Below are 15,322 nucleotides of genomic sequence, written 5' to 3'. Positions count from 1 at the left end.
GGGTTGCTCTCTAGGATGAAGGCATGGACTTCGAATCGGCGGGCGACTTTGTGGACCGGGCCCGGGCCGGCTGGGAAAGGGCGCGGCCGGCCCTGGATGTCTCCGGCATTGAGGTCATGGGGCGCATTTCCCGGATCGGGGCGCTGGCCTCCCAGCGGGTGGAGCGCGACCTGGCGGCCGCGGCCGTGTCACGCGCGGAATTCGACGTGTTGTGCACGCTGGCCCGCAGCGACCGGCCCCTGCGGGCCAGCGAGGTCACCGCGGCCACCATGCTCAGCGGCGCCTCGACCACCAAGAATGTGGACCGCCTGGCCCGCCGCGGGCTGGTGGAGCGGCTGCCCTGGGAGCGTGACGGCCGCGTGGTCCTGATGCGTCTCACTCCCCTGGGGGTGGAGCTGGTCAACCGCGAGTTTCCGCATTTTCTGGACCGCGAGAGGGAACTGCTCGCCGGGCTGGACGCGGGGGAAAAGGCGCAGCTGGCGGCCCTGCTGCGCAAGGTGTCCGCACGGGTGGAACCTGCCGGCTAGGCCTGGCCGCGCCACCACTCCACGGTTTCCTTCGCGGCGGTGTCCAGGGGAGTGGGCGCGAGCCCGAGCCTGCCCTGGCTGGCCGTGGAGTCCATGACGAACGGGTGCTGAAACTGGTAGAGCGTCTCGGCCACGTCCCGCAGCTCGGCGGAAAACAGGCCCGCCGCGCGCAGCACCCAGGCCGGGATGGCTGCCACCTTCGGTGCCGGGAGGCCGGCGGCAGAGGCGAATGCCGTGGCGAGTTCGCGCTGGGTCAGGGCAGGGAGGGTGGGGGCGTGCAGCACCGAATCCCACCATTGCGGCGACGCCGCGGCGGCGATCATGGCCGCCGCCAGGTCCGCGATGTACGTGAACGAGTGGGGCACGTCCGCCCGTGCGATGACGGCTGCGCGCCTGCCCTGGAGGATGAGCGGAACCATGCGTTCGCCGGCGTGGGCGTTGCGTACCCGGGGTCCAAAGAAGTCGGAGGCGACCACGCTGACGGTCGGAGTGGGGGAGGCTGCGCGGGCGGCGAGCAGTTCGGTGCGGACGCCCCGCTTGCCCGTGCCTGCCCTGCGAGGGCCATCCTCCGTCATGACGGCGCCGGGGCGGCTGTAGGAGTAGAGGCTTTCCGGAAAGACGACGACGGCGCCAGCCTCGCCCGCGGCGCGGAGGACGGCTCGCTCCGCCCCGGGAAGCTCGTGGCGCCATGCTTCGGCACTGTACGTGGAGCCGTGGATGCAGTGAAACACGGCGTCGGCGCCGGCCATGGCCGCCGTGAGCGCGTCCGGCTGGCTGGCGTCCACACGGCGCCGCTCCACCAGCTCATGTTCCGGGCCCGAGCCGGAGCGGGTCAGGACCCTGACGCGCTGGCCGGAAGCGGCAAGTTGTGAGGCGACGGTCCAGCCGACGGGCCCTGCGCCGGTGACGACCTTGACGGCGTCCATGGTGTTCTCGATTCCCTGAAGTGGCAAATGAACTAATAGAGAGCGGTGCTCTCAGGAATTAAGTGTGGAACCCCGGCCGGGCAAAGTCAAGAGCACTGATCACTAAAGTTGACGGCGCTCTCCTCATGGCCCAAAATCAAGGCATGGCACAAACACCGCGGGAGCGTGCCCGCCTCCAGACCATGGATGAGATCCTCCTCATCGGGCGCCGCCACCTTGTCCTCCACGGGGCGGCCGGGCTGTCGCTGCGCGCGGTGGCCCGGGACCTGGGCGTGGTCTCTTCCGCCGTCTACCGGTACGTGAAAAGCCGTGACGAGCTGCTGACGCTGCTGCTGGTGGACGGCTACAACGCGCTGGGGGATGCCGTGGACCTGGCCGTGGGCAGAGTTCCCGCCGACGATTTTCCCGGACAGTTCCGGGCACTGGGCCGGGCCGTCCGGGAGTGGGCGCTCGCGGAACCGGCCCGCTACGGACTGCTGTTTGGTTCACCCGTGCCAGGCTACGACGCTCCCGCGGAGCAGACCACGGGGCCGGGCACCCGCGTCATCGCCAGGCTGGTGGGCATCCTGGAGGGCGCCTACATTGTCCGCCACGGGGCGGGAGCCCCGGCGGGCGGAGCTGCCGACGCGGGCGTGGTTCCGGCCCCGGGGCACATCCTGGCCGCCGACTTCCGGGCCATCCGTGCCGAATGGGCCATCACGGCGGACGACGAGGCACTGGCCCGCGGCGTCCTGGCGTGGGCGGCGATATTTGGCGCCGTCAGCTTCGAGGTGTTCGGCCAGTACGGGAAGGCCACGTTCCGCGACCCCGCCGCGCTGTTCGAGGTCCAGCTCGACATCCTGGCCGGGACGGCGGGGCTCAGCTAGCGCGGCCGCTGCCCCAGCGCAGGCAGCCGGGACAGCAGTTCCCGGGCAGCCGCCGTCGGATCGTCCGCATCAGTGACTGCGCGGACTACCACAATCCGGGACGCGCCCGCCTCCACCACGGCGTCCACGTTGGAGAGGTCCACCCCGCCGATGGCAAACCATGGCTTGTCCGTCCCCAGGGAGGCTGCGTGCTCCACCAGGCCAAGTCCGACGGCGGCCCGGCCCGGCTTGGTGGGGGTGGCCCACAGCGGGCCGACGCAGAAGTAGTCGGTTCCCGGATCGGCGGCGGCGGCCGCGGCCTGCGCGGGGTCGTGGCTCGAGAGCCCGATGGCCACCGACGGCCCGACCAGGGACCGCGCGGCCCGCAGCGGCAGGTCCTTTTGGCCCACATGGAACACCGGCGCCCCGGACAGCACGGCGATGTCCGCCCGGTCATTCACCGCCCACGGTTTGCCAAACTCCTCCGCCACCGTGCGCAGCACGGCCAGCAGCTCCAGCTCCTCCGCGGCCTCGAGCGACTTGTCGCGCAGCTGGATGATGTCCACCCCGCCGGCGTAGGCGGCACGCAGGAAGTCCTCAAAGTCCCCGCGTTCCCGGCGCGAATCGGTGCACACGTACAGCCGGGCGTCGGCGGCCGGGGAGGCAGGTGTTGCGGGCGCGGCGTCATGGATGGCGGAAGGCAGGCTCATGTCTCATAGACTAGTTCAGTACCGCGGGAGCCGGGAAAGCCGGCTGAGAGGGCACGTGCACGTGCCGACCGATTGGCGCCCCAGGGCGCGGAACCTGATCCGGGTCATACCGGCGTAGGGAAGGAGACAGCGATGGCGCGCACTGTGCCACCTCAGAACACCGTGCCGGATGCCGGCAAGCCCCATCCCGGCAAGCCCTGCACGATCACCACCGACGTGGCCGTGATCGGCGGCGGAATCGTGGGACTGGGCATCGCATGGGAAGCCCAGCGCAGCGGCCGCAACGTCACCGTCATCGACCCGACGCCGGCCACCGGCGCCACCTTCGCGGCCGCGGGCATGCTGGCACCCGTCAGTGAACTCCACTACCAGGAGGATGACCTGCTGGAGCTGACCCTGGCCTCCGCTGCGCGCTGGCCGGAGTTTGTGGCCCCGCTCGTGGCTGCCGGCCATGCCGACACCGGATTCCGCACGACGCCGACGCTCGTCATGGGTGCCGACGCTGCGGACCGCGCGGCGCTGGCCGACCTCCGGGACGTCCAGCTCGCGCACGGCCTGGACGTGGAACAGCTGACCATCCGCGAGGCGCGGGCCGCCGAGCCGCTGGTGGGCCCGCACATTTCCTGCGCCTACCGCATCGTCCAGGATCACCAGGTGGACCCGCGCGGCGTGGCAACCGCCATCCGGGTGCAGCTCAACGTGGTGGCGGCCGCGCGGGGGCGCCTGCGCGAGGAGGAGACCTCCATCCGCCGCAACGCCGTCCGCCTGCTTCACGCGGAGCCGGGAAACACGCACTCCCGGGTCACCGGCGTCGTCCTGGAGGATGGCCGCGAAGTCCTTGCCCGCGAGGTGGTCGTGGCCAACGGGCTCGGCGCCCCCCTCCTGCACGGGCTGCCGGAGGGGCTGGTGCTGCCCGTGCGGCCCGTCTACGGCGACATCCTGCGCCTCCGCGTGCCCGCGCACCTGCAGCCGCTGGTGACGGCGACGGTTCGCGGCCTGGTGCGCGGGCTGCCGGTCTACCTGGTGCCCCGGAACGACAACACGGTGGTCGTCGGCGCCACGAGCCGCGAGGACGGTTCGGCGGCTGTCAGCGCCGGGGGAGTGCACCAGCTGCTGCGCGACGCCCAGGTGCTGGTCCCCGCCGTCGCCGAACTCGAACTGCTGGAAACCACTGCCCGCGCCCGCCCCGGCACCCCGGACAACGCCCCCCTGCTGGGCCGGGTCGGGGACGGCGCCGGCCGCGACATCCCCGGGCTCATCGTCGCCACCGGCTTCTTCCGCCACGGCGTGCTGCTGACGGCCATTGCCGCCCACATCACCCGCCAGCTGCTGGGCGACATCACCGACCTCGCCTGGGAGCGCTTCCGCCCGGACAGGTTTTCACCCGCACTCGCCACATCCGCCCCCGCCACACAGGAGACACCATGAGCACCATCCACCTCAACGGCGCCCCCGCGCCCCTGGCCGCCGGCACCACCGTCGCCGACCTTGTCGCCGCCGTCACGGGCCGGGCCATCCTGCCCACCGGGCAGCCGGCCGACGGACGCCGCCTGGGAGTGGCCGTGGCCCGCAACGCGGACATCGTGCCGCGCAGCCGGTGGTCCCAGACAGCGGTGGAAACCGACGACGACGTCGAGATCGTCACCGCCGTCCAGGGCGGCTAGGCACCCCCGGGCAGGCCCTCACCCCGGCCTCCCCGGGCACGCCGGCCCCGGAACCTGAGAACCTTGAAAGAAAGCGAACACCATGACGCAAGCACTGACAGACAAACTGAGCCAAGCCGACCCGTTCACCGTCGCCGGCGTCGCGCTCGGCTCCCGCCTGATCATGGGCACGGGAGGGGCGCCCAGCCTGGACGGCCTCGGCGCCGCGCTCGTGGCCTCCGGCACGGAGCTGACCACCGTGGCGATGCGCCGATACGCCACCGGCGGCGGGCCGGGCGCCGGCACCAACCTTTTCGAGCTGCTGCTGGAGAACAACATCCGCGTCCTGCCCAACACGGCCGGCTGCTTCACGGCCCGCGAAGCCGTCATGACCGCCGAGCTGGCCCGCGAGGCGCTGGAAACGGACTGGGTCAAGCTGGAGGTCATCGCCGACGAGCACACCCTGCTGCCGGACGCCGTGGAACTGGTCGACGCCACCGAGCAGTTGGTCAACCGCGGCTTCAAGGTCTTCGCCTACACCAACGACGACCCTGTCGTGGCACTGCGCCTGGAGCAGCTGGGCGCAGCCGCCGTCATGCCGCTGGGCGCCCCCATCGGCACCGGTCTGGGCATCCTGAACCCGCACAACATTGAGCTGATCGTCTCCCGCGCCAGCGTCCCCGTGGTGCTCGACGCCGGCATTGGCACGGCGTCCGACGCCGCCCTGGCCATGGAACTGGGCTGCGACGCCGTGCTCCTGGCCACGGCCGTGACCCGCGCCCAGGACCCGGTGCGCATGGCGGAGGCCTTCAAACACGCCGTGATCGGTGGCAGACTGGCATCACGGGCGGGTCGCATCCCCAAGCGGGCGCATGCCTTGGCATCCTCCGCCATGGAGGGCCGTCCGGACCTCTAAACCGGAAACGTGAAGGAGCCTGCCATGGCTGCGAACGATGTTTTGACCAGGGACCAGATCGACGCGGAACTGGCGGCGCTGCCGGACTGGAGGTTCCGCCTGGGCGGGCTGGCAGCGGCACTGAAATGCCCGACGTCGGCCGCGGCACTGGAGCTCTTCGCCGCCGTTGGCGCCTTGGCACAGGAGGCAAACCACCACCCGGACGTGGACTGGCGGTACGACACCCTTTTCGTGGCGCTGACCTCGCACGACGCCGGCTCCAAAGTGACGGCGCGGGACGCGGCCCTGGCAAAGGCCATCTCGGCGGCGGCGCGGGAGGCGGGCGCGGCGGCGCATCCGGAGCTGCTGCGGTCCGTCGAAATTGCCATGGACTCGGCGGATTTCACGGCCGTGGCACCCGTGTGGGCGGCGGCGCTGGGGTTCAAGGCGGGGGAGCCGGACGAATTAAAGGATCCGTCGGGCCGGCTGCCCACGATGTGGTTCCAGCAGACCCAGACGCCCAACGCGAACCGCTTCCACTTTGACATCCACGTGCCGGCCAGCGAGGCGCAGGGCGTCCTCGCGGCCGTGGAGGCGGCCGGTGCCACCCTTGACCGGTCCAACGCGCCCGAATTTGTGATCGCCACGGACGTGCAGGGCAACCGGCTGTGCATCTGCACCGAGGAAGGCCGCGACGCCTGAACCGGCGGCTGGACCCGCCGTGGCGGACCGACTTCCGGGTCTAGCGGATTGCGAGGATCTGGTTGGTCCGCTCCACGAGGTGGTGGTGGCGGCTGCGGCCCACGAAGCCGGCCACGGACCAGGCCACCGCTCCGCCCACGGCCATGGGCAGGATCCAGGGAATCCAGGCGGTGGCGGAAGAGCCGCCCAGTCCCGCGGCCATCGTGACCATCCACAGAATTTCCGCCGCAACCACGGCCGCGCCCGCTGGAAGCAGCGCGCCAAAGGTGGCGCGGTACCTGTCCACGCCCCACGCGATGGCCCCGAAGCCGCCCGCCACCAGGGCAATAATGACGAGTGCAACCATGGAACTTCCTCTTCCTTCGGGGCCGCCGCAGGGGGAACGGCCGTGTTTTTTCCGGGAAACCGGAGCGGGTGGCGCCGGCCGGCTAGAGCGCGCCGAAGCCCACCCGGCGGGCCTCTTCGGCACCCAGTTCAACGTATCCCAGCGCCTTGCCGGGAACAATCACGATGCGGCCCTTCTCGTCCTTGAGGCGCAGCTCGGTTCCCTTGGCCAGCGCCTCGGAGACCTGCGCCGCGACGTCGTCCGCGGACTGCTCGGACTCAAAGACGATTTCGCGGGTGATGTTCTGGATGCCGATCTTGATTTCCACAGGTGTCTCCTCGATGCGTGCGGGCAAAATGTTCGTACGGCCAACTCTATGCGGAAGGGCCCTGCTGCTCCTTCGGGAACCGGCTAATTCCGCGCCAAGCTAAACGGTACACAAGATCGCTGGCCACCTCGAGGTCCAGGTCCCCGTTGGCCTCGAGCCAGTAGCGGGCGCTTACCTGGGCCATGCCCGACAGCGCCCGTCCCAGCAGGACGGCCTCCAGCCGGCCCAGCAGGGTGTCCTCGGCAATGACGGCACCGAGTGCATCGGCGAATTCCGAGTTGAACTTCTCCAGCCGCACGGCGACGTCATGGTCATTGACCAGGTCGGATTCAAAAACGAGCCGGTACGCCTGGTCGTCGTTGGCCACAAACTGGAAATAGGCCTTCATCGTCGCCTGGACGCGCAATTTGTTGTCCGTGGTGGAATTCAGGGCCGTGATCAGCATCTGCTTCAGGTTCGAGAGGTGGCTCTCCAACAGCGCCACATACAGTTCCCGCTTGCTGGGGAAGTGCTGGTACAGCACCGGCTTGCTGACCTTGGCGGCCTCGGCGATCTCATCCATGGCCGCACCGTGGTAGCCGTTGTTCACAAACACTTCCAACGCGGCCACGAGCAGCTGGGCGCGGCGTTCATCGCGGGGCAGGCGGGCCAGCGGGGCGCGCCGTTCGGCCCCTTCCCCGGTGCGGGCTTCGGAAGTCATGGTGCGTCCCTTTCACTCAGGCCAAGGCCATTGCTGCTTCACGGCTGCGGCTAGTGTCATTCTACCGGGGGGTAATAACCCAATGGGCGCAGGCCGGACTACATTATTAATCATGGTTTCCCTGATCAAGCCCATGCCCGCCCCGCACCGGCAGCTTCCTGCCCTGGTGGAACCGGGCCCGCCCATGGGCCGGGACGAACTGGAACGGTATTCACGCCACGCGCTCATCCCGGAAATCGGGCTGGAGGGCCAGCGCCGGCTGCGCAATGCCAGGGTGCTGGTGATCGGCGCCGGCGGGCTGGGATCTCCCGCTCTGCTGTACCTGGCTGCAGCCGGGGTGGGCACGCTGGGCATCATCGACGACGACACCGTGGAATTGAGCAACCTCCAGCGGCAGGTCATCCACGGGGTGGCGGACATCGGCCGCACCAAGCTGGAATCCGCCAGGGATTCCATCGAGGCCATCAACCCCGGCGTCGAGGTGGTGCTGCACCAGCTCCGGCTGGACTCCTCCAACGCCCTGGAACTCTTCAATGGCTATGACATCATCCTGGACGGCGCGGACAACTTTTCCACCCGCTACCTGGTCAACGACGCCGCCGCCCTGCTCGGAAAGCCCTATGTGTGGGGCTCCATCCTGCGCTTCGACGGCCAGGTCAGCGTTTTTTGGGACAAGTACGGCCCCAACTACCGCGACCTCTATCCCGAACCGCCCGCCCCCGGCACCGTCCCCTCCTGCGCGGAGGGCGGCGTTTTCGGCATGCTGTGCGCGTCCATCGGGGCCATGATGGTCACCGAGGCCGTCAAGCTCATCACGGGAATTGGGCAAAGCCTGCTGGGCCGGCTGCTGATCTTCGACGCGCTCACCTCGCGCTGGCGCGAAATCCGGATCGCCAGGGACCCGGACGCCGCTCCCATCACCGAACTGATTGACTACGACTTCTTCTGCGGCCTGGTCCCGCCCGCCGAACCCGGGCACGACGCCGGACTCATCACCGTGCCCCAGCTCGCCTCCCGCCTGGCCAACAGAAAGCGCGGGACGGAGGACTTTGTGCTGGTGGACGTGCGCGAGCCGGTGGAATTTGAGATCTCCCGGATCCCCGGTTCCGTGCTCATCCCGCTCGCCGGGATCAAGGACGGCTCGGCCCTGGCGGACATCCCCCGGGACGTGCCGCTGGTGCTGCACTGCAAGTCCGGCGGGCGCTCCGCCCAAGCCTTGGCGAGCCTGAAGGCGGCGGGCTATGCCGACGTCGTCCATCTTGACGGCGGGATCGACGCCTGGAACCGGCAGGGGGCCGGCTAGCGCCGCCAAGCCGTGTGAAGTTTCAGCGGAACTGACGGGCGTCGACGCGCCGGGCTGGGGCCCATCGCCAGGCGCTGGAAGCCTGTCAGGCCAGGCGCTGGCTTCCCGAACGCCGTCCGCCTGCCGCGCCGCCCAGCTTTGACCCGCCGGCGTCCCCCGCGCCGCCCCGCAGGCTTGCCTCGGCGGCCGCGCCCAGCGCGGCAGGTTCCAACTTGAGCCCGTAGAGCGCATCCAGGGCGGCGAGGTAGCTTTCGGCGTCGCCGGACGCGGCCAGTTCCTTGGCCCTGACGGTGGGCACGTGGAGGAGCTGCTTGACCATGCGGCGCATGGCAAATTCCACCTCGGCCGTGGCGGCCGTGCAGCCGTGCTGCTGGCGGATCTTGGCGATCTCGTCGTCGAGCACGGCCATCGTGTGCCGGCGCAGTGCCACAATGGCGTGGTCCAGCGAGCGCGCGTTTTGCGCCTGCTCAAAGGTCGTGGCGGCGTCGGCCACCAGGGTGGCGGCCTCCACCAGCGTGGCGGACTGCTCCGCCGGTGCCGCCTGGCGCACGGTTTCCAGGGTGAGCAGGTCCACCCCGGGCAGCTCGGCAATGTCCGGGGCAAAGTCGTGCGTGAGGGCCAGGTCAATGACCGTCAGCTGCGGCGAACCCGCGCCGCGCAGCGGGGCAATGTCTGCGGCCGCCACCTGGCGGTCCATGCCGCTGCAGCCCAGCAGCAGGTGTGCCGCCGCGAGGGCGGCCGGCAGGCTGTCGTCGCCGAGCGCCGTGCCGCCGCGGGAGGCCACAAAGGTTTCAGCCCGGCCCGACGCGGAGTAGACCCGAATGTCGGTGCAGCCGCGCTGCGCCAGCTGAGCCATGGCGGCGCCGGCATAGGCGCCCGTGCCGAACAGCACGGCGGTCCTGCCGGCCAGCGACGGGGCGTCCTGCAGCTCGGCGGCCAGATCCAGGGCCACGGACACGATGGACATGCCGCGCCGGCCGAGCGCCGTCTGGGCGCCCACGTCCTTGGCGGTCTTGGAGGCCGCCTGGAACAGGCGCACCAGGGCGGGGGTGCTGACGCCGGCCTCCTGCGCGAAACTCAGTGCGCGGCGCACCTGCCCGGCAATTTCGCGCTCGCCCACCACGGCGGATTCCAGGCCGGTGCTGACGGCAAAGAGGTGGCGGGGTACCGCCGGGCCCTGCCGGGTGGCAAGGGCGTTGGACACCTGGCGTTCGCTGAGTCCGGTGCGGGCGCTGACGGCTGCCACAATGCTGCTGCGCGCCGATTCGACGTCCTCCGCCGTGCGGGCCTGGGCATACAGCTCGAACCGGTTGCAGGTGGCCAGGGTCACCATGCCCACCACGTCGTTGTCACCGGCCACGACGTCGGCACCGACCTCGGCCGCGCCGGCGCTGAGGCGGGCCACGGTTTCGAGGTCAAGGCTGGAGTGCGAGGCAACTAAGGAAAAGAGAACCACAATGCCTCCATGGTAAACCTTGCGAACCCTGTTTTAGAGACAGGTCATCCTAACCTGTCAGCAAAAACCCCGCTTTCCAGAGGCCGCGCCCATGGCTGCGCGAGCTGCGGGCGGACGCCTGTGCGCAAAATCATGGGCCGTTCCCTCTGTATGGTGGTGCCATGACTCTCCGCCCAAATCACCCCTTGATGGATGGCCGCACCGCCAACTCCCCGCTGATCACCGCCTATCGCGGCGGCAGGCCGAGCCGCCGGCCCGTCTGGTTCATGCGCCAGGCCGGGCGTTCCCTGCCCGAATACCGCGAGCTGCGCGTGGGAACCACCATGCTGGAGTCCTGCCTCAAGCCGGCCATGGCCGCCGAAATCACGCTGCAGCCAGTGCGCCGCCACGACGTGGACGCCGCCATCTTCTTTTCCGACATCGTCATCCCGCTCAAGCTCGCCGGCGTGGGCGTGGACATAGTTCCCGGCGTGGGCCCCGTGCTGGACCGCCCCGTCCGCACCGCCGAGGATGTGGCCAACCTCCCGGAGCTGGAGGATGGGGCCCTGGATCCCATCCGCGAAGCCGTGGCCCTGACTGTGCAGGAACTGGGCCATACCCCGCTCATCGGGTTCGCCGGCGCCCCGTTCACCGTGGCCGCCTACATGGTGGAGGGCCGCCCGTCCCGCGACCACCTGGGCCCGCGCACCATGATGCACGCCGACCCCGAGGTGTGGGGCGCCCTCATGAACTGGGCTGCGGACGCCTCCGGGAAGTTCCTACGCGCCCAGGTGGAGGCCGGCGCCAGCGCGGCCCAGCTCTTTGACTCCTGGGCGGGGTCGCTGGGACTGGACGACTACACGGAACATGTGGCCCCGGCGTCGGCCCGGGCCCTGGACCACGTCCGCGACCTGGACGTCCCGCTCATCCACTTCGGCACGGGCACCTCCGAACTCCTCGGTGCCATGCTCAACGTGGGCGTCGACGTCATGGGCGTGGACTACCGCCTGCCCCTGGACGAGGCCAACCGCCGCCTGGGCGGGCGCGTGCCGCTGCAGGGCAACATCGACCCCGCGCTGCTGGGCGCCCCCTGGTCCGTCCTTGAGGCGCACGTCCGCGACGTCATTGCCGCCGGCGCCGCCGCCCCGGCACACGTGCTCAACCTGGGTCACGGCGTCCCCCCGGACACCGATCCGGCCGTGCTGACGCGCGTGGTCGAATTGATCCACTCGATCGAACCGTAACGGACGGCAGGGAGAGCCATGGACCGGAACAAGTACACCCCGCGGCCCCGCACGGCGTCCGCGTCCGCCCGGCGTGCCGCGGTGGTGGGCGGCGGCGTGTCCGGCCTGCTCGCGGCCATGGACCTGCAGGCTGCCGGCTGGCAGGTGGGCGTGTACGACGCCGCCTCCTCCTGGGGCGGCTGTGTGGGCGTCCACGAGGTGGCCGGGCTGGCCCTGGACAGCGGGGCGGAGTCGTTCGCCACGCGCAGCTCCGCCGTGGCCGAGCTCGCCGCGGAAGTGGGCCTGGCGAAGAACATTGTGGCACCGGACCCGGCGGGAGCGTGGGTCTGGCTGCCGGACGGCCCCGTGCCGCTGCCGCGCACCGGCATCCTGGGGATCCCGTCGGACCTCCAGGCCCCCGAGGTGCGCGAGGCGCTGGGCGCCTCCGGCCTGCTGCGGGCAGCCCTTGACGCGAAGATGCCCGCCAGCGTGGGCACCACCGAGGCCGAGTGCAGCGTGGCCGAGCTGGTCCGCGCCCGCATGGGCCGCCGCGTGCTGGAGCGGCTCGTGGCACCCGTGGTGGCCGGCGTGCACTCCGCCGACCCCGAGGTCCTGGACGTGGACATGGTGGCTCCCGGCCTGCGCGCAGGCATCCGCGAGCACGGTTCCCTCGTCGCCGCCGTGGCCGCGCAACGCTCGGCCGCCGGCCATTCCGGCAGCAAGCCCGGCTCCGCCGTGGGCGGGCTCGTCGGCGGCATGCACACCCTGGTCGCGGCGCTCGTGGCGCGGCTGGCCGACACGGGCGCGGCCCTGCACCCCGGGCACGCCGTCACCGCCATCCGCCGCGCACCCGCGGGCGCTGCCCGGCACGGCGCCGGCTTCCCCTCCCGCTGGACCGTGGACTGGGCGGCCGGCCCGGACACCGGCAGTGACACCGTCGAGCTGCTGGTCGTTGCCACCGACGGCCCCACCGCCGTGAAGCTGCTGGCCCCGGAACTTCCGGAACTGCTCCCGTTTGCCCCCGCCCCCGGGCCGGACATCCGCCTGGTCACGCTCGTGGTGGACGTGCCGGAACTGGACTCCAAGCCGCGCGGCACCGGCGTCCTCGTGGCGCCGCAAACCCCCGGCATCGCGGCGAAGGCGCTGACCCACGCCACGGCCAAATGGCAATGGCTGGCCGATTCCACCGGGCCCGGAACGCACGTCCTGCGGCTTTCCTACGGCCGTGCCGGCACGGCGGCGGATGCCGTCCGGCTCACGGCGCGCCCGGAGGACGAGCGCCAACTCGTCGCCACGGCACTCGCCGACGCCACCACGCTGCTGGGCGTGCCGGTCACGGGGGACGACGTCCTGGGGGCGGACATTGTCCGCTGGAAGGGCGCACTGCCATTTGCCGCCGTCGGGCATCAGGCCAAGGTGGCGCAGATCCACGCCCTGGCCCAAAGGCACCCCGGGCTGGTCCTGACGGGCGGCTGGATGTCCGGCAACGGGCTGGCCGCCGTCGTGGCGGGGACGCGGCGGCAGGTCCGCGCCGTGCTGGACAGCGTGGGGGACGGCGTGTCGACAACGTGACATTGGGCATTTCCGGCTTGCCCGGGGTGCCGGCTGGGACGGCCGGGGCCGTACGCATGACACTGAGCTGCGCCGGGCCCGCCCCGCGCCCGGCGCGGAAGGGGTCGCGGCACGGCCATGCGCGCGTCCCCGCGGAGTGCTCCTGGCGCATCCAGGCGGTTTGGGCCGCAGGGGTGAACGATTGACCGCGGGGCAGGGATGACCCAGGCAAGCCGGAGGCAGATCAGTGACCTTGCGCACTTTCTACGTCATGTAGAGAAGCCGGGTTTCAGATTTCCGCTCCCTTGGGTGCAAACTTGAAGCCATGAGCCACACTTTCGCGGAATCTGTCACCAAAACCTCTGAGCCGGCCGACGCCCTGGCCACGCCGTTCACGCTGTGGACCGTCTTCAAGCGCACCGGCTCGTTCACCGGCGGCGACGGCGCCGTTGCCGCCTTTGACGAGCTGGCCGCCTCCCTGGCCGCCGAGAACATCACGCTGCGCGGGGCCTATGACGTCTCCGCCATGCGCAACGACGCCGACGTCATGGTCTGGCTGGTGGGTCCCAAGCCCGAGGGCCTGCAGCAGGCTGTGCGCAGCATCCGCCGCCTGGAGCTGTTTGCCGCCACCGAGATCTCCTGGTCCGCCATGGGCGTGCACCGCGAGGCCGAGTTCGCCAAGAGCCACGCCCCGTCCTACATGGGACCGAATGCTCCCAAGGGCTGGGTTTGCGTCTACCCGTTCGTGCGTTCCTACGACTGGTACATCCTGCCCGCCGAGGACCGCAGCCGCATGCTGCGCGACCACGGCATGCTGGGCCGGGACTTTCCCAACGTCCTGTCCAACACCGTCTCCGCCTTCGCGCTGGGCGACTGGGAGTGGCTGCTGGGCCTGGAAGCCGACGACCTCACCGAGCTGGTGGACATGATGCGCCACCTGCGCTCCACCGACGCCCGCCTGCACGTGCGCGAGGAAATCCCCTTCTACACCGGGCGCCGGATCAGCGCAGCCGAGGTTGCAGAGGTCCTGCGATGACCGCATTCAGCGGTGCTCCCGTGTCAGAGCCACAGCACTACGACGCCATCCTGCTCGCCTCCTTTGGCGGGCCGGAGGGCCAGGACGACGTCCTGCCCTTCCTGCGCAACGTCACCCGCGGCCGCGGCATCCCCGACGAGCGCCTCGAAGAGGTCAGCCACCACTACCGCGCCAACGGCGGCATCAGCCCCATCAACGCCCAGAACCGGGCCCTGAAGGCGGCACTGGAGGCCGAGCTTGCCGCGCGCAACATCGAGCTGCCCGTCCTGTGGGGCAACCGCAACTGGGACCCCTACATCCCGGCGGTCCTCCAGGATGCCTACGACGCCGGCCAACGCCGCCTGCTCATGCTCACCACCAGCGCCTACTCCTGCTACTCCAGCTGCCGGCAGTACCGCGAGGACATCGGCATGGCCCTGACGGAAACGGGCCTGGACGGCAAGCTCGCCGTGGACAAGGTGCGCCAGTACTTTGACCACCCCGGATTTGTGGAACCGTTCATTGAAGGCACCGCCGCGTCACTGGCCAAGGTCCGCGCCGACCTTGCCGCCGCAGGCACCCCGGACGCCCCGGTGCACGTCCTCTTCGCCACGCACTCCATCCCGACGCGCGACGCCGAAGCAGCCGGCAACTCCGTGAACGAGCCGCGTGAATTCGCCGAGGGCTCCGCCTACGTGGCCCAGCACCTGGCCAACGCCGAGGCCATCATGGCCCGGGTCGATGCGGCCCAGGACTGGTCCCTGGTGTACCAGTCGCGCTCCGGGGCACCGCACGTGCCCTGGCTTGAACCGGACATCAACGACGCCATCACCCAACTGGCCGCCGACGGCACCAAGGGCGTTGTGGTGGTCCCGCTGGGGTTTGTCAGCGACCACATGGAGGTTGTCTGGGACCTGGACACCGAAGCCAAGGAAACCTGCGAGGAACTCGGCCTGGCCTTCGACAGGGCCCCGACCCCTTCCACGCACCAAAAATTCGTCACCGGACTGGTCGACCTGATCTGCGAGCGAACGGTGGAGAACCACGTCGCCGAGCGTCCGGCCATGACCGGGCTCGGCCCGTGGTACGACGTCTGCAACCCGGGGTGCTGCGCCAACTTCCGCGGTGAGAAGCCGGCCATATCCGAAGTCGGCAGCCCCGTGGGCCTCGTGGCCGCCGGAAGTGGTTCCTAGT

Annotated in this window: 17 protein-coding genes; 11 read left to right on the top strand and 6 right to left on the bottom strand. The window is 70.4% G+C overall.

Going from position 1 to position 15,322, the window contains the following annotated elements:
• Positions 1 to 23 precede the first annotated feature (23 nt).
• Positions 24 to 527 carry a MarR family winged helix-turn-helix transcriptional regulator gene (locus G6034_RS10385; protein ID WP_176635040.1) on the top strand — a complete coding sequence of 168 codons (504 nt, stop codon included), beginning with the start codon at positions 24 to 26 and terminating at the stop codon, positions 525 to 527.
• On the opposite strand, the gene G6034_RS10380 is transcribed toward G6034_RS10385, so the two are convergent.
• Positions 524 to 1,453 carry an NAD-dependent epimerase/dehydratase family protein gene (locus tag G6034_RS10380; protein WP_176635039.1) on the bottom strand — a complete coding sequence of 310 codons (930 nt, stop codon included), beginning with the start codon at positions 1,451 to 1,453 and terminating at the stop codon, positions 524 to 526. The two genes, G6034_RS10385 and G6034_RS10380, sit on opposite strands and share 4 nt — an antisense overlap.
• Before the next feature lie 143 nt (positions 1,454 to 1,596).
• Between G6034_RS10380 and G6034_RS10375 the strand changes: the two genes are divergently transcribed.
• A complete protein-coding gene (locus G6034_RS10375) occupies positions 1,597 to 2,319 on the top strand; it encodes a TetR/AcrR family transcriptional regulator (protein ID WP_176635038.1) in 723 nt (240 codons plus the stop codon).
• Here the strand turns inward: G6034_RS10375 and thiE are convergent.
• Positions 2,316 to 3,008 carry a thiamine phosphate synthase gene (gene thiE, locus G6034_RS10370; RefSeq protein ID WP_176635037.1) on the bottom strand — a complete coding sequence of 231 codons (693 nt, stop codon included), beginning with the start codon at positions 3,006 to 3,008 and terminating at the stop codon, positions 2,316 to 2,318. The two genes, G6034_RS10375 and thiE, sit on opposite strands and share 4 nt — an antisense overlap.
• A 132-nt stretch (positions 3,009 to 3,140) precedes the next feature.
• Here thiE and thiO point away from each other — a divergent pair, with 132 nt between their 5' ends.
• The 4 genes from thiO (at position 3,141) to G6034_RS10350 (ending at position 6,248) form a co-directional block, all read left to right on the top strand.
• Positions 3,141 to 4,436, top strand: coding sequence for a glycine oxidase ThiO (gene thiO, locus G6034_RS10365; protein WP_176635036.1), 1,296 nt, complete (start codon positions 3,141 to 3,143; stop codon positions 4,434 to 4,436).
• Entirely contained in the window at positions 4,433 to 4,672 is a 240-nt protein-coding gene (thiS, locus tag G6034_RS10360; protein ID WP_176635035.1) for a sulfur carrier protein ThiS, read from the top strand. Before thiO ends, thiS begins: the two co-directional genes overlap by 4 nt.
• An 82-nt stretch (positions 4,673 to 4,754) precedes the next feature.
• Complete coding sequence (locus G6034_RS10355) at positions 4,755 to 5,567, top strand: thiazole synthase (RefSeq protein ID WP_176635034.1); 813 nt, start codon at positions 4,755 to 4,757, stop codon at positions 5,565 to 5,567.
• Between the two features lie 24 nt (positions 5,568 to 5,591).
• On the top strand, positions 5,592 to 6,248 hold the full coding sequence (locus tag G6034_RS10350) for a 4a-hydroxytetrahydrobiopterin dehydratase (RefSeq protein WP_176635033.1): 657 nt from the start codon (positions 5,592 to 5,594) through the stop codon (positions 6,246 to 6,248).
• Positions 6,249 to 6,288: 40 nt separating this feature from the next.
• Here the strand turns inward: G6034_RS10350 and G6034_RS10345 are convergent, their stop codons facing one another.
• The 3 genes from G6034_RS10345 to G6034_RS10335 form a co-directional block, all read right to left on the bottom strand.
• Positions 6,289 to 6,594: a hypothetical protein gene (locus G6034_RS10345; RefSeq protein WP_176635032.1), complete on the bottom strand. Its 306-nt coding sequence runs from the start codon at positions 6,592 to 6,594 to the stop codon at positions 6,289 to 6,291.
• 82 nt (positions 6,595 to 6,676) lie between these two features.
• A complete protein-coding gene (locus G6034_RS10340) occupies positions 6,677 to 6,901 on the bottom strand; it encodes a DUF3107 family protein (protein ID WP_176635031.1) in 225 nt (74 codons plus the stop codon).
• Between the two features lie 46 nt (positions 6,902 to 6,947).
• A complete protein-coding gene (locus G6034_RS10335) occupies positions 6,948 to 7,601 on the bottom strand; it encodes a TetR/AcrR family transcriptional regulator (RefSeq protein ID WP_176635030.1) in 654 nt (217 codons plus the stop codon).
• A 112-nt stretch (positions 7,602 to 7,713) separates the two neighbouring features.
• Here G6034_RS10335 and moeB point away from each other — a divergent pair, with 112 nt between their 5' ends.
• Positions 7,714 to 8,904 carry a molybdopterin-synthase adenylyltransferase MoeB gene (gene moeB, locus G6034_RS10330; protein ID WP_218063798.1) on the top strand — a complete coding sequence of 397 codons (1,191 nt, stop codon included), beginning with the start codon at positions 7,714 to 7,716 and terminating at the stop codon, positions 8,902 to 8,904.
• 85 nt (positions 8,905 to 8,989) lie between these two features.
• Here moeB and G6034_RS10325 read toward each other — a convergent pair whose 3' ends face one another.
• Positions 8,990 to 10,360, bottom strand: a complete 1,371-nt coding sequence (locus G6034_RS10325; protein WP_176635029.1) for a glutamyl-tRNA reductase — start codon at positions 10,358 to 10,360, stop codon at positions 8,990 to 8,992.
• Positions 10,361 to 10,521: 161 nt separating this feature from the next.
• Here G6034_RS10325 and hemE point away from each other — a divergent pair, with 161 nt between their 5' ends.
• The 4 genes from hemE to G6034_RS10305 all read left to right on the top strand — a co-directional run bounded on the left by hemE (position 10,522) and on the right by G6034_RS10305 (position 15,321).
• On the top strand, positions 10,522 to 11,583 hold the full coding sequence (gene hemE, locus G6034_RS10320; RefSeq protein ID WP_176635028.1) for a uroporphyrinogen decarboxylase: 1,062 nt from the start codon (positions 10,522 to 10,524) through the stop codon (positions 11,581 to 11,583).
• Positions 11,584 to 11,601: 18 nt separating this feature from the next.
• Complete coding sequence (gene hemG / locus G6034_RS10315; RefSeq protein ID WP_176635027.1) at positions 11,602 to 13,134, top strand: protoporphyrinogen oxidase; 1,533 nt, start codon at positions 11,602 to 11,604, stop codon at positions 13,132 to 13,134.
• 304 nt (positions 13,135 to 13,438) lie between these two features.
• On the top strand, positions 13,439 to 14,149 hold the full coding sequence (gene hemQ / locus G6034_RS10310; protein WP_176635026.1) for a hydrogen peroxide-dependent heme synthase: 711 nt from the start codon (positions 13,439 to 13,441) through the stop codon (positions 14,147 to 14,149).
• Complete coding sequence (locus G6034_RS10305) at positions 14,146 to 15,321, top strand: ferrochelatase (protein WP_176635025.1); 1,176 nt, start codon at positions 14,146 to 14,148, stop codon at positions 15,319 to 15,321. The genes hemQ and G6034_RS10305 overlap by 4 nt, the downstream gene beginning before the upstream one ends.
• The last annotated feature ends 1 nt before the right edge of the window (position 15,322 follow it).

The sequence above is a fragment of the Arthrobacter wenxiniae genome (genome assembly GCF_013376105.1).
Classification (GTDB): Bacteria; Actinomycetota; Actinomycetes; order Actinomycetales; family Micrococcaceae; genus Specibacter; species Specibacter wenxiniae.
The sequence above is the reverse complement of the archived record's forward strand: the minus strand, read 5'-3'. Positions and strand labels throughout refer to the sequence as shown.